Raw genomic sequence first — 13,862 nt, forward strand, 5'->3', positions numbered from 1 at the left:
AATAAGGCCCAGAAAAAAAATATCATGAATTACGCAATGGAATGCACAATTATATTATCAAATCGCAACCAACGTTTGTGCTTTAATAATATGCTACTATTTTTACAACGGGTGATTGACCGTGTGGCAAGGGTTTGTGTTAGTCCCCACATTTTCTTTTTACGCGAAGGACCATCCCATTTGCGCTACTTAAGTAAACGTCTACTAATTAAAATACAATATGCTTCGCCGTCGAATTGACGGGTTTTTTTACCATAAATAGCGCAAACGTTTGCATATTTCTTACTTTTCATTTTCCTCATTTTTTTCTTTCTTTCATGAAAAAGTTGCTACTATCCTCGCGGTACCTGCTCCCTGCGTTGGTGTGCTGCCTACCCACGGTTGGGGTCGCCAACGCCTTAGCAGCGTACCGCCCGCTTGTTGTTGCCCGCCTAGCCTCGGTTCAGCCCGTTACGGGGCACGTGACCGATGAAAAAGGCGAAGGCCTGCCCGGCGTGACGGTGCTCGTGAAGGGTACCCAAAACGGCACCTCCACCAACGCCAACGGTGATTTCACCCTCGATGCACCCGCCGGGGCTACCCTGGTGCTGTCATCAGTGGGCTACACCACGCAGGAAGTGGCCGCGACCGGCGGCCCGCTGACCGTGCGCCTGGTGCAAGACAACCAGCAGCTCAACGAGGTGGTGGTGCTGGGCTATGTGACCCAGGACCGCCAGAATCTGAGCAGCGCCGTGAGCAGCGTGAACATAGCGGAGGCCAAAAAGGCCCCAGTGGCCACCATCACCGAAGCCCTCCAGGGCCGCGTTTCGGGCGTACAAATCAACAATAGCGGTACCCCCGGCCAAGCTCCCAACGTAGTCATCCGGGGGGCAGGCACATTGTATTCGGGCAGCAACCCGCTCTATGTGGTGGACGGGGCCTGGGTGGATAACATCCGCGACCTGAACCCGCAGGACATTGCGGCCGTCAACGTGTTGAAGGATGCTTCCTCGACCTCCATCTACGGTTCGGCGGGGGCAAACGGGGTTATTATCATCACCACCCGGCGCGGCAAGTCGGGCAAGCCTGCCATTACGTTTGACGCCTCGGCCGGGGCGCAGAACGTGGTGAGCCGCTGGAATCTGACCAACGCCGCCCAATGGGCCGCCATCAGCAGTGCTGCTTATACTAATGCGGGCCGCGCCCCGCTGGCCTCGGCCGCCAACCCCGGGCAATATGCCGACACCGATTGGCAAAGCGCCATTTTGCGCACCGGTTCGGTGCAGAATTACAACGTGGGCCTATCGGGCGGTACCAGCGGCGAAAATTATAACTCCAACTACCTGGTGTCGGGCGGCTACTTCAAGCAAAAGGGTACGCTCATCGGCACCGACTTCGAGCGGTACTCACTGCGCTTGAACTCGGGCATCACGAGCGGCCGGTTCACCATCAACGAGTCGTTGCAACTTTCGCACACGTTCGCGACCCTGCCCAACGGCCAGCCGTTTCAGGACGCCATTCGCCTGCTGCCCACTATTCCGGTATACGACCCCACCACCAGCAGCGGCTATGGCTTCGGTTCGGACGCGGCCTATACCTTCGGCACCAACCCAGTGGCCGAGCAGGAGTACATCAACTCGACGCAGTACAACAACCGCCTGCAAGGCAGCCTGACGCCGGAATTCCGGTTCACCAACTTCCTCTCGTACAAGCTCAACCTGGGCATCGACGCACTCGATTTTGCCGACCGCTCGTTCCGCAAGCCCGGCATCATCAGCTACAACGCGCCCAACGAGCCGGGCTACCTGACCGAAAACCGCGGCGACAACCTCCGCGCCATTGCGGAGAACACCCTCAACTTCAACAAGGACTTTGGCGATAACCACGTCAATGCTGTGCTCGGCTACTCGGAACAGTACCGCCGCCTCACCAACGCGTTTGCCCGCGCCAACGGCTACGCGCAGTACGGCGGGCAGTACTTCCCAGTGCTCGGCTCGGGGGCTACGCCCAATGCCACCACCGGCGGCCAGGCGGTATTTACCAAACGCTCGTACTTCGGGCAAGTGGTGTACGACTACAAAAACCGCTACTTGCTGACGGGCAGTTTCCGTCGCGACGGCTCGTCGCAGCTCGACGAGAAATACGCTAATTTCTACGCCGGCTCCATTGGCTGGCGCCTGAGCGAGGAGGAGTTCTTCAAAACCGCCGCGCCTTTCGTCAGCAACTTCAAGCCGCGCTTCAGCTACGGCGTGAACGGCAACGACGGACTCGGCGACGCATACCCCAGCCAGCCGCTCATCAACACCAACGCTTCCGCCGTTTTCAACGGTAATGTCATAACCCCAGGCGCTATTCAGGTGGGCTTTCCCAGCTCCAACCTACGTTGGGAGCGCCGCTATTTCACCAACTACGGCCTGGACATTGCCTTTTTCGACAACCGGTTGACGCTCTCCGGCGATTACTACATTTCGCGGACCAAGGATGCGCTAGTGCCCCTCAACGTGCCCATTTACTCGGGCAGCTTCAACACCACCATTTTCGGTAATCTGGGCGAGTTGGAAAACCGTGGTTTCGAGTTCGTGGCCGGCTACCAGGACAACCGGCACCCGTTTACCTACGGCATTTCGGGCAACCTGACCACGCTGCGCAACCGCGTGCTGGCCACCGATGCAAACAACTCGGTGTACGACCGGGGCCAGACCTACACGGAAGTTGGTTATCCCATCGGCTCGGCCTACATGATTCAGTTTGACGGCATCTTCCAGACGCAGGACGAGGTGAATAATTACAAGAGCGCCGACGGCAAAATCATCGAGCCCTACGCCAAGCCCGGCGACGTGCGCTACGTGGATGCCAACGGCGACGGGACTATCAACAATAAGGACCGGGTGCACATCGGGACGCCCTTTCCCAAAATTTCTTACGGCTTGAGCCTCAACGCGGGCTACAAGGGCTTCGACGTGTCGGTGCTGTTGCAGGGCGTAACCGGCAACCAAGTGTACAACGTGGCCCGCGCCACGATGGACCGCACCGACGACCCCAGCAACTACCGCGCAAATTTCGTGCCCTGGACACCCGAAAACCACTCGACTACAACGCCCCGGGCCTTGGCCAACAACGGCGTCACGAACGACCTTCAGGTGGCTTCGGCTCAGAACTCGCAGCCCAGCAGCCGCTTCCTTGAAAAAGGCAACTATCTGCGCGGCAAGAATTTCCAGGTGGGCTACACCTTCCCTAAGGCGCTGACCAGCCGGGTGAAGAGCGTGGGTAGCCTGCGGATTTACGTAACGGGCCAAAACTTCTTCACGGCCACCAAATACACCGGGCCCGACCCGGAGTTTGTGAACGGCGACCCTTTCCAGCGCGGCGTCGATTTCAATTCCTACCCCAACCTGCGCACCTTCACCGGGGGCCTGCAACTGGGTTTCTAGCCTTGGCTTAGCTCTTCATCCGTTTAAAAATTGATTTTTATGAAATCCTTCAAGTTCAAGTTTACTTCGGTCCTGGCGCTGAGCGGCGTGCTGCTCGCCACCGGCTGCCAGAAAAACCTGCTCGACCAGGTGAACCCCAACGCGCCGTCGACGTCCACGTTTTTTAAAACGCCCAACGACGCCATTTTGGCTACCACGTCGTGCTACGACCCGTTTCACTTCGAGGGCAGCTACGGCCGCTGGATTCACTTCGACTACGACCTGCGCTCGGACGAGGGCTTTAGCAACAGCCCCTGGACGGACCTGGCCAACTCGACCCGCTTCATCATCATCGACTACAACTTTCCGACGGTGGGCAGCCCCTGGACGGAAGCCTACCGCGGCGTGTACCGCTGCAACCAGGTGCTGAACAACGTGCCCGCCATCGATTTTGGCACCGAAACGGCGCTGAAGAACCGGCTGCTGGGCGAAGCCCACTTCGTGCGGGCCCTCTACTACTGGAACCTGATAACGCTCTGGGGCAACGTGCCGCTGATTTCGGAGCCCGTAAACGCCAACTCGCGCGAGGCCCAGGGCACCGTGCAGCAGGGCTGGGATTTCATGCTGGCCGACTTGAAAGCCGCCGAAACTACGCTGCCCGTGTCCTACACCGGCAACGACGTGGGCCGCGCCACCAAAGGCGCCGCCCAAACCCTGATGGGCAAGGTGTACATGCAGCAGCGCAAGTGGGCCGAGGCCCAGGCGCAGTTTCAGAAGGTGATTGACGCGGGGACCTACGCCCTGGTGCCCAACTACGAGGACAACTTCAACGTGGCCGGCGAGAATAACAAGGAATCCATTTTTGAAATCGGCTTCACCAGCGAGCTGCAAGGCGACGGGCAGGACGTGGCGGGCTCATCGTTGGGCTCTCAGCGGGCGCAGTTTTTTGGGGCCCGGCAGGTGGGCTGGTGCGATGGCCAGCCCCGCAAATGGCTTTATAATGCGTTCAGCGACCTTACCGTGGACGGCAAGCCCGACCCGCGCCGCGACGTGACCCTGCTCAGCAGCAGCATGCTGGTGTACGGCAAAACCTACGCCCAGCGCGGCTACACCGACAACAGCGAAGTGTTCTGGCGCAAGTACCAGAACGACAAGACCCGCACCTTTGAAAACTACTTTTCGCCCATCGACTTCCGGGTGATGCGCTACGCCGACGTGCTGCTGATGCAGGCCGAGGCCCTGAACGAGCAAGGCCAGCCGGCCGCCGCCGTGCCGCTCATTAACCAGGTGCGGGCCCGCGTGGGCCTGACCCCGCTGGTGGCCGGCACCTTCACGCAGGCGACCATGAAAACGCAGCTGCTGCACGAGCGCAACACGGAGCTGTGCGGCGAGAACACCCGCTGGCCCGATTTGCAACGCTCGGGCCTGCTCGACACGCAAGCCGGCGTGAACAGCATCGCGGAACGCGACCCCGACTACATCAACTACGTCATTGGCAAGTCGCTGTACTTGCCCATTCCGCAGGCCGACATCTCCCTCGACCCGGCGCTGAAGCAGAACCCCGGCTACTAGTCGAGCACATTTTTTTTACCAACGGGCCGCCGGAATTCAATTGTTCCGGCGGCCTTGCCGTGGGGCCTTGCCCGGCGCGGCTTCCATTATCTAAACAACCCGCATGGCAACACTTATAACCAGAACCGGCTACCTGCTCGCCGGGGCGCTGCTGGTGAGCAGCGGCGGGGCGCTGCCGACCCGGGCGCAAGGCCCCGGCCGCGCGGCGGGGGGCCCTAAACCGCCCGCCACCTACACCAACCCCGTGTGGGACGCCGACTTTGCCGACCCCACCGTCATCCGGGCGCGCGACGGCAACTACTACGCTTACGGCACCGAAACGCGCCGGGCGGGTAAGGTGCTCAACATTCAGGTGGCCCGCTCGCCCGATCTAGTTCATTGGACGCACCTAGGCGACGCCCTACCGGCAAAGCCAGGCTGGGCCAAAAGCACCGACTCGTTTTGGGCCCCGCACGTAAGCGAGGTGGGCGGCAAATACTACATGTACTTCTCGGCCAAACCCGACAACGCGGTGGATAGCAAGGACCCTGGCGCGGGGCTATGCCTGGCCACGGCCGTGGCCACTTCGCCGGCCGGGCCGTTCGTGCCCACCAACGAGCCCTTGCAGTGCGGGCCAAGCTTCGTGAACATCGACCCCATGCAGTTCGACGACCCGGCAACGGGTAAGCGGCTGCTGTACTGGGGCTCGGGCTTCGGGGCCCTGAAGGTGCGCGAGCTGGCAGCCGACCGGCTGCATTTCGCGCCCGGCAGCGTGGCCACGGACCTGGTTTTCCCGGACAAAACCGATAGCCCCGACAACTACCAGAAGCTAGTGGAGGGGAGTTGGGTAGTGCTGCGGAATGGCTGGTATTACCTCTTCTACTCCGGCGACAACTGCTGCGGCGACCGGGCCCACTACGCGGTGCTGGTGGCCCGCTCGCGCAGCGCTACGGGGCCCTTCGAAACGCGCCAACACGCCACCGGGGCCCCCAACAGCGCCATCCTGGTGCGCAACGCCCGGTGGCTGGCCCCCGGCCACAACTCGGTGGTGACCGACGCGGCTGGCCACGACTGGATTACCTACCACGCCATCGGCACCGGGCGCAAAACCTTCGACGCGGTGAACGCCGAACAGGAAGGCACGCGCCGGGTGATGCTGCTCGACCGGCTCGACTACGTGGACGGCTGGCCCCGCGTGGTGCCCGACGGCACGCCCAGCACCGGCCCGCAGCCGGCACCCGCCGTTCCGCAGCCCTGACGCCCTGCTTTCCTCCGCTCTTTTTTACATCCTGTTATGAAAAACGTCCTCTCTTGCCTGGCACTGGGCTTCTTGGCGCTGGCTGCTTTTTCCAGTCGGGCCACCACTTTTTACCGAAGCGCGCCGAGCGATAATTCCGCTTTTCAGGGCTTGGTGGACTAGGCACGGGCGGGCGATGTGGTTATCCTGCGCGCGGGCCGCCACTACGTTACCACGCCCATCCGCCTGACCGCCGGCAAGGACGGCGTCGCCATCCGCGGCGAAGCCGAGGCCGTGGTGCGCAAGGCCCCGGCTTCGCACCACGCGGCGGCGTTTGAAATCACGGACGACAACAACACGCCGGACCTGCTGGAGCTGGACGACGGCAACCTGCCCGAGGCCGGCCTCATCGGCCACGGCCAGCACAACACCGTGTCGAACAGCCCGGTGCAAAACTGCGGCAGCGCGGCGGCCCTGGAAGCTGGTGGTGACCCACTGGCCAGGCCGGTTCGGTTCGCTGCTTCCTACCCGTTTTTATTTCCTTCCGTATGCCGTTGCTTCCCAATTTTTTAATCCGCGCCGCGCTGCTGGGGGCCCTCGTGGCCTGCCAGGGCACCACCGCCACGGTGGCCCCCAGCACCCCGCCCGTCACCCCGCCCCCGGCCGGGCCGGCGGCCACCACGTTTACCAACCCGCTGCTGGCCTCGGGGCCCGACCCGTGGGTGTACCAAAAGGACGGGTTCTATTACTTCCTGAACACGAGCGGCGGCGACGTGCGCATCCGCAAAACGGCCAAGATGTCGGAGTTGGCGACGGGGTCCATTCAGATTGTGTGGCGGCCCACCAACGTCGCCAACTCGCGCGACGTGTGGGCCCCGGAGCTGCACTTCCTCGACGGCAAGTGGTACATCTACTTCACGGCGGGGCCCGGCAACTGCTGCGGCGGCCAGCGCCTGTGGGTGCTCGAAAACGCCAGCGCTGACCCCACCCAGGGCACCTGGACGGAGAAGGGCCGCCTCTTCAACCCCAACGACGACCAGTGGGCCATCGACGGCACGGTGTTCGAGCAGGGCGGCAAGCGCTACTTGCTGTGGTCGGGCCACCGCACCGACGGCGACGACACGCAGCGCATTTACATTTCCGAAATGAGCAACCCCTGGACGCTGACCGGCCCGCGCGTGGAGCTGAGCAGCCCGCAGTACGACTGGGAAAAGTATGGCCCCATACCGGTGAACGAGGGCCCCGAAATTATAAAGCACGGCAGCAGCACGTTCCTAATCTACTCGGCCAGCCACTGCAACACCGACGACTACGCCCTGGGCGAGCTGCGCATGAGCAGCACCGCCGACCCGCTGGTGGCCGCCAATTGGAGCAAGTCGGCCACGCCGGTACTCGTCAAAAACCCCGCCGGCGGGGCCTATGGGCCGGGCCACAACGGCTTCTTTAAGTCGAAGGACGGCACCGAGGATTGGATTGTGTACCACGCCAACAACGCCGCCAACCAGGGCTGCGGCGACGCCCGCAACCCCCGCATGCAGAAGTTTACCTGGAACGCCGACGACTCGCCCAACTTTGGCGCACCCGTGGCCATTAACACTGCTCTGGCCCGGCCTGCGGGCGAATAGCGAGGGCCCTCACTTTCCCCCATTTGCGCCATGAACAAGCTTTTTCGCTGCCTGGGGGCCCTGGCCGGCTTGCTGGCCCTAGCCGCCCCCGCCGCCGCCCAAACCCGGCTCGACATCAGCCGGCCCACCTACTACCCGCGCGTCATCCGGCTGGCCCAGGGCCCCGGGGCGGGCCGCCTGCTGGCCAGCTTCGATGTGGGCAAGGCTGGTACCATTTACGAAAGCCCCGACAACGGCCGCACCTGGCAGCACCTGGCCGACGTGGCCGACGCCACGCCGCCGGGCATGTGCTGCTCGGGCCTGTACGAAGTGCCGCAGGCCCTGGGGGATACCCCGGCCGGCGCGCTGCTGTGGGCCACTTCGGTGGGCACCGACCGCGGCGGGCGCGGGCCGTGCAGCATCCGCGCGTACCGCAGCCTGGACGGCGGGCGCACCTGGGCCTTCTTTTCCGAGCCCGTGAGGGGCTTCATCGGGCTGTGGGAAGCCGAGTTTGCGGTGGACGCGGCGGGCCAGCTGGTGGTGTATTATTCCACCGAAGAGCACAAAGCCGACGGCTACAACCAGGCCCTGGCCCACAAAACCTCGGCCGACGGCGGCCGCACTTGGGGCCCCGAAACCCTCGACGTGGGCCGCCCCGACGGGGCCCTGCGCCCGGGCATGGCCGTGGTGCGCCGCCTGCCCGACGGCACCTACGCCATGAGCTACGAGCTGTGCGGCCAGGGCTGCGACGCCTACTTGCGCCGCTCGCCCGACGGCACGCACTGGGGCAACCCAGCTGACCTGGGCACCCGCATTGAGTCGGCCGAAGGCCACCACTTTGCCCACGCCCCCACCCTGGCCTGGGCCCCGCTGCCCGGCCAGCCCCAGGGCCGCCTACTGGCCGTGGGCCAGCTGCTGCTCAGCAACGCCGACAACGCCGTGGCCCCTGCCAGCGGCCGGGTGTACATGCTAAACGACCACAACGGCCAGGGCCCCTGGACGGAGGTGCCCGCCCCCGTGCCCGTGCCCGAGGCCAAGGACAACCCCTGCCCCAACTACAGCTCGCAGCTGGTGCCCGGCGCCGACGGCCTGACCGTACTGGAGGTAGCCCTAAACTTCGTGGACGGCACCTGCCAAGCCTTTTACCAAACGGCCCCGCTGCCCACGCCGCCCGCCCGGGCAAAAGCGAGCCGCAAAAAACGGCCGTAGGTTTGGGCCGCTTTCCGCATTTCACTTTTTAGCTTTTCCTCGCTTTGCGCTTTCAACATTCGTTCCTCGCGTTTTTGCCGCCGGCCACCGCCCTGGTGGGCAGTCTGCTGCTGGGTGCTACTCCGCTGGGGGCCCTGGGCCAAACCAGCGCCCACCCGGGCACCACCGCCACGCCACCCGCCCCGGCCAACCCCGTGCTGCCGGGCGATTTTCCCGACCCGTCGGTGGTGAAAATTGGGAACACCTACTGGGCCACGGCCACGTCGTCGAATTGGGGCCCCGTGTTTCCGCTGCTGAAATCGACCAACCTGACCGACTGGACGCCGGTGGGCAGCGTGTTTGGGGGCGAGCGGCCGGCCTGGGCCGACTACTACTTTTGGGCCCCGGAAATCAGCCAGGACGGCGGCAAGACCTATATTTTCTACACAGCGCACAAGCGCGGCGGCAACCTGGCCGTGGGCGTGGCCAGCGCCGACCGCCCCGAGGGCCCCTACCGCGACCACGGCCCGCTGGTGGGCCAGCCCGACGGCTCGATTGACGCCTTCCCGGTGCGCGACGAAAAGGGCCAGCCCTACCTGGTGTGGAAGGAGGACGGCAACAGCATCGGCCAGCCCACGCCCATCTGGGCGCAGCCGCTGAACGCGGCCCGCACCGCCCTCACGGGTACCAAAACCGAGCTATTCCGCAACACCGCCCCCTGGGAGGGCAACCTCGTGGAAGGCGTGAGCATGGTACGCCACGGCGGCTATTTCTACGCTTTCTACGCGGCCAATGGCTGCTGCGGGGGCGGCTGCACCTACGCCACCGGCGTGGCCCGCGCCCGCACCCTGCTGGGGCCCTGGGAGAAGTACGCCCGCAACCCCGTCCTCACCCAAAACGCGGCCTGGAAGTGCCCCGGCCACGGCACCGCCGTGGAGCGTAACGGCCGCTGGTACCTGCTGCACCACGCCTATGCCGCCGCGCCCGGCAGCCAGCTGGTGGGCCGCCAGGGCGTGCTCAGCGAATTCACCTGGAACGCAGCCGGCTGGCCGGTATTCGCCGGCGGCGGGGTGCCGGTGGCGGCCCCGGCCCAGCCCGCGCCGGCCGTGCACGACGGCTTCGACGGCGCCGCGCTGGGCCTGGCCTGGCAGTGGCCGGTGGAATACCAACCCACGGCGGCCGTAAGCAGCGGCCAATTGCACCTCACGGCCCGGCCCGACCACGGCGGCGCGGCCCTGGGCCACACCATTTACGCGGCGGATTACGAGGCCACGGCCACGCTGCTACGCCCGGGGGCCCTGCCCGCTGGCACCGCCGCCGGCCTGGCCGCCCTCGGCGACCCCGACAACGCCCTGGCCCTGCTGGCCGGCAACGGCCGCCTGCGCCTCGTGCGCCGCGCCAAAGGGCAGGAAGAAGTGCTGGTGGAAACGGCCTTGCCCGCCGGCGCGGGGCCCCTGCGCCTGCGCCTGCAAGCCCGCCGCAATACCCAGTTCACCTTTGCCTACAGCACCGACAGCGGCCGCACCTGGGCCCCCATGGCCGGGGCCGACAGCCCAAGCGCCGACGGCGCCTACCTCCCGCCCTGGGACCGCGGCATTCGGGTAGGCGTGTTGGCCCAGGGACCCACCGCCGCCGTGGCTGATTTTGACGAGTTTACACTAACCAGCCTGGGGCTATAGCACGAATTTACGCACCACCGGGCCGGGATTGACGACGTCGAACGGGCGGCTGGCTTACTGCCGGCCGCCCGTTCTTTTTGGGGCGGCCGGAGCCTGGCGCGGGGGCCTGGCGGGGCGGCGGCGAGCTTCTTCGGCGGCGTAGAAAGCGGCCTCGTGGCGGTAGGCGTCCTGGTCCCAGGTGGGCTCCACGGCGGCAGCTTGCTCGGCGGCTTGGGCCACGGCTTCGGCCAGGATGGGCGGGAACACGGCGGCCGTGGGGCTGGCCGTCAAGGCTGTGTAGGCCTGGCCAAGGAGCGTTTCCAGGCGTAGGATTTCGGCCTGGCCACCTAATGGCAGCGCCTCAATTGGCGTGCGCTGCTGGGGAAACGACTGGCCGCGGTAGCTGGCGGCGGGCGTTTCGGGCGGGGCCCCGCCGCGGGCCTGGGCGTGCCCCGGCGCTACGGGCACAACCACAGCCAATGCGCCCAGCAGCAATAGTTTATGGGTTAAAAATCGAGAGAATGCGGACATAAGCGAGGCGTCCGGCGCAGCTAGCGCCTCGGACGCCCCGAAGGTAGGGCCCCGGGCAGCAAGGCCATGGGCGGCCCACCACTGCCCGGGGTGTCCTCCGTTGTTGGGGTGGCCGGCCACTGCGCCGATGATGGTTTCCGGCTTGCTTCTGCACGGGGCGGGCCCTCGGGCCCCCACCAAACGCCGCCGGTAGCCGCGGATTGCGGGCAAGTAATTGCCGGATTAGTATTAACGCCCAATTGACGCAGATACTTTCATGAAAAAAGCAAACGGTTTCCAAAATCTCTACCCGTGACAAACGAAACCCTTGCTTTTTAGCGCTTTACCTCTCCTGTCCCCTCCACTTTCTTGCCGTTTTTATAGACTCTTCTACTTTACTAGACTCGCTGGGCCGCTGGGGGCGTGGCCAGCCAAAGGGGCCGCGCTGGCCCCTTTGGCTGGCCACGCCCAAACCACGGTGGCACCCCTCACCAACGGCCGCGCCGAGGCCGAAGCCGGCGTACTGCGGCGCGTGACCGTGGCGACGACGCCCACCGGGTTTTCCGGCACGGGCTACGTTACGGGTTTCACCAACAGCGATACGCTGAACGTTGCCATCACCTTCAACAACCCCACGGCCGGCCTCTACAAGCTATCGGTGGGCTACACGTCGCCCTACGGCCCGAAGGTGGCCAACCTGGACGTGAACGGGTCCAAGTCAACCGTTGCATTTGCCGGCACTGCCACCGGGCCGGCTTTTGCCGTCAGCGATGCCGGCACTGTGCTGCTACCGCAGGGGCTGAACACCGTCACCATCGGCGGCAACTACGGCTATTACGGCGTCGACTACATGCAGCTGACGGCTGCCTCGGTGGCCCCGCCGCCCAAGCAGCTGTCCGACCCGCTGGCCACGGCCGGTGCCAAGGCGCTGCACAGCTACCTGGCCGACTTGTACGGCACCAAAATCCTGTCGGGCCAGCAAGACGACCAGTACGGCAATGCGAACTCCGAAGTCAAATACGTGCTGGCCACCACTGGCAAGGAGCCCGCCATCGTGAGCATGGACCTGCTGAACTACGCTTCGGCGGCGGTGACGCGGTACGGGGCCTCGACTGACGCCGAGCGCTACCTCACCTGGAGCCGCAGCGGCAACGGCCGCGGCATCACCGCCCTGATCTGGCACTGGCGGGCCCCCGCCGACAATGTAACGACCGCCAACCCGAGTGGCAGCCCCGACGGTGCTTTTTACACCGCCAACACAGCCTTCAACTTCGCGGCCGCGCTGGCCGACACTTCCGGCACCAGGTACCACCTGCTGCTCAACGACATCGACCTGATTGCCGCACAGCTCAAGAAGTTCCAGGCGGCGGGCGTACCCGTGCTGTGGCGGCCCCTGCACGAAACCCCGGGCACGTTTTTCTGGTGGGGTAACCAGGGCGCCGACAATTTTAAGAAGCTCTGGCAGCTGCTTTACACCCGCCTGACGGTGCGCCACCAGCTGCACAACCTGATTTGGGTGTACTCGACCGACGCCACGCCCGACGCGGCCTGGTATCCGGGCGATGCGTACGTGGACGTGGCCGGCGACGACATCTACCAATCTTCCGCGACGCTCGACCCCAACGTGAACATCTCGGGCAACTGGACCGCCAGGCGCTGGCGCTTCGTGGCGCTGTTGCTCATCGTTTCAGCGGCTGTGCAGCCACGCCCTGGTTCGTCATTTTGATGGGCAGGATGCGGCCATTTTTATCAAAATGCATTTCGTCGAGGCACACCTCGCGGTGGTTGCCTTCGGCATCGCCGAGCGGATGGCGGTGGTAGGCAATGTACCAGCGCTCGGTGCCCGGCACCTGGATGACCGAGTGGTGCCCGGCACCAGTGCCCACTTTCAGGTCTTGCTGCAACACTTTGCCCGCCCGCTGGAACGGCCCGAACGGCGAGTCGCCCACGGCGTAGGCCACCGAGTAGTCGGGGCCCGTCCAGTCGCCCTCGCTCCACATGAAGTAGTACTTGCCCTGGCGGCGGAACAGCACGGGGCCCTCCACGTAGCCCGGGGGCGTAATAGACTTGAACGTGGTGCCGTCGGCGAAGGGCACGAAGCCGGTAAAGTCCTCTTTCAGCTGCGCGATGTTGCAGTGCGCCCAGCCGCCGTACACGAGGTAGTGCTTGCCGTCTGCGTCCTTGAACACGAATTGGTCGATGGGCTGGGCCCCGTTGTAAAATTTGTCCACCAGCGGGTGGCCGAGGTAATCCTTGAACGGGCCGGCCGGGTTATCGGCCACGGCCACCCCAATGCCGCCGCGCTGCTGGTTGTTCTGGATGTCGTTGGCCCCAAAAAACAGGTAGTACTTGCCGCCCTGCGCCGCGATGGCGGGGGCCCACACGGCCCGGCGGGCCCACTTCACGCTGGCCGTGTCGAGCACGCGCGGGTGCTTGGTCCAGTGCACCAAGTCAGGCGACGAAAACGCGTCCAGGAACACCTGCTGGGCGTACGAAACGCGGTCGGCCACCGCCTCGGCCGGCTGGTACACAAAGCCCGGCACGGCCGAATAGGTGGGGTAAATCCAGTACTGGTTTCCAAAAATGGCCGCCTCCGGGTCGGCGTACCAGCCGGGGAAGATGGGGTTGCCGGCCGCTTGGGCAAGTTTGGCGGGGGCCCGTTGGGCCCAGGTGGGGGCGCTGGCGGCCAGCAGGCCGGCGAGCAAAAGGGTGTGTTTCATGCGGT

11 protein-coding genes are annotated in these 13,862 nt (G+C 64.7%); 9 read left to right on the forward strand and 2 right to left on the reverse strand.

From position 1 onward, the window contains the following. The first annotated feature begins 317 nt into the window (after nt 1-317). The 8 genes from AXW84_RS13395 to AXW84_RS13425 all read left to right on the forward strand — a co-directional run bounded on the left by AXW84_RS13395 (nt 318) and on the right by AXW84_RS13425 (nt 10,648). Nucleotides 318-3,410, forward strand: coding sequence for a SusC/RagA family TonB-linked outer membrane protein (locus AXW84_RS13395; protein ID WP_082773887.1), 3,093 nt, complete (start codon nt 318-320; stop codon nt 3,408-3,410). 39 nt (nt 3,411-3,449) lie between these two features. Then, on the forward strand, nt 3,450-4,961 hold the full coding sequence (locus tag AXW84_RS13400) for a RagB/SusD family nutrient uptake outer membrane protein (RefSeq protein ID WP_071892720.1): 1,512 nt from the start codon (nt 3,450-3,452) through the stop codon (nt 4,959-4,961). A gap of 103 nt (nt 4,962-5,064) precedes the next feature. Next, on the forward strand, nt 5,065-6,198 hold the full coding sequence (locus tag AXW84_RS13405; RefSeq protein WP_082773888.1) for a glycoside hydrolase family 43 protein: 1,134 nt from the start codon (nt 5,065-5,067) through the stop codon (nt 6,196-6,198). A gap of 36 nt (nt 6,199-6,234) precedes the next feature. Continuing rightward, on the forward strand, nt 6,235-6,360 hold the full coding sequence (locus tag AXW84_RS26245) for a hypothetical protein (protein WP_257722063.1): 126 nt from the start codon (nt 6,235-6,237) through the stop codon (nt 6,358-6,360). A gap of 15 nt (nt 6,361-6,375) precedes the next feature. Next, nucleotides 6,376-6,750 (forward strand): hypothetical protein, encoded by a 375-nt coding sequence (locus AXW84_RS13410; protein ID WP_068234055.1) that lies wholly within the window; start codon nt 6,376-6,378, stop codon nt 6,748-6,750. Then, a complete protein-coding gene (locus AXW84_RS13415) occupies nt 6,726-7,802 on the forward strand; it encodes a glycoside hydrolase family 43 protein (protein WP_068234059.1) in 1,077 nt (358 codons plus the stop codon). Before AXW84_RS13410 ends, AXW84_RS13415 begins: the two co-directional genes overlap by 25 nt. A 30-nt stretch (nt 7,803-7,832) precedes the next feature. Further along, nucleotides 7,833-8,990: a sialidase family protein gene (locus AXW84_RS13420; protein WP_068234062.1), complete on the forward strand. Its 1,158-nt coding sequence runs from the start codon at nt 7,833-7,835 to the stop codon at nt 8,988-8,990. A 44-nt stretch (nt 8,991-9,034) separates the two neighbouring features. Then, nucleotides 9,035-10,648 (forward strand): family 43 glycosylhydrolase, encoded by a 1,614-nt coding sequence (locus AXW84_RS13425; RefSeq protein WP_236943123.1) that lies wholly within the window; start codon nt 9,035-9,037, stop codon nt 10,646-10,648. A gap of 54 nt (nt 10,649-10,702) precedes the next feature. Here the strand turns inward: AXW84_RS13425 and AXW84_RS13430 are convergent, their stop codons facing one another. Then, entirely contained in the window at nt 10,703-11,158 is a 456-nt protein-coding gene (locus AXW84_RS13430) for a hypothetical protein (protein ID WP_157887009.1), read from the reverse strand. A 433-nt stretch (nt 11,159-11,591) separates the two neighbouring features. Between AXW84_RS13430 and AXW84_RS13435 the strand changes: the two genes are divergently transcribed. Continuing rightward, complete coding sequence (locus AXW84_RS13435; RefSeq protein ID WP_162268266.1) at nt 11,592-12,863, forward strand: glycosyl hydrolase; 1,272 nt, start codon at nt 11,592-11,594, stop codon at nt 12,861-12,863. Here the strand turns inward: AXW84_RS13435 and AXW84_RS13440 are convergent. Then, nucleotides 12,817-13,857 (reverse strand): glycoside hydrolase family 43 protein, encoded by a 1,041-nt coding sequence (locus tag AXW84_RS13440; RefSeq protein WP_068234070.1) that lies wholly within the window; start codon nt 13,855-13,857, stop codon nt 12,817-12,819. The two genes, AXW84_RS13435 and AXW84_RS13440, sit on opposite strands and share 47 nt — an antisense overlap. Between the last annotated feature and the right edge of the window lie 5 nt (nt 13,858-13,862).

The organism is Hymenobacter sp. PAMC 26628, from assembly GCF_001562275.1.
In the GTDB taxonomy this organism is placed as follows: domain Bacteria; phylum Bacteroidota; class Bacteroidia; order Cytophagales; family Hymenobacteraceae; genus Hymenobacter.

Coding starts and splice junctions, on each gene's coding strand:
- AXW84_RS13400 (WP_071892720.1), top strand. CDS start 3,450: ATGAAATCCTTCAAGTTCAAGTTTACTTCGGTCCTGGCGCTGAGCGGC.
- AXW84_RS13395 (WP_082773887.1), top strand. CDS start 318: ATGAAAAAGTTGCTACTATCCTCGCGGTACCTGCTCCCTGCGTTGGTG.
- AXW84_RS13415 (WP_068234059.1), top strand. CDS start 6,726: ATGCCGTTGCTTCCCAATTTTTTAATCCGCGCCGCGCTGCTGGGGGCC.
- AXW84_RS13430 (WP_157887009.1), bottom strand. CDS start 11,158: ATGTCCGCATTCTCTCGATTTTTAACCCATAAACTATTGCTGCTGGGC.
- AXW84_RS26245 (WP_257722063.1), top strand. CDS start 6,235: ATGAAAAACGTCCTCTCTTGCCTGGCACTGGGCTTCTTGGCGCTGGCT.
- AXW84_RS13420 (WP_068234062.1), top strand. CDS start 7,833: ATGAACAAGCTTTTTCGCTGCCTGGGGGCCCTGGCCGGCTTGCTGGCC.
- AXW84_RS13405 (WP_082773888.1), top strand. CDS start 5,065: ATGGCAACACTTATAACCAGAACCGGCTACCTGCTCGCCGGGGCGCTG.
- AXW84_RS13440 (WP_068234070.1), bottom strand. CDS start 13,857: ATGAAACACACCCTTTTGCTCGCCGGCCTGCTGGCCGCCAGCGCCCCC.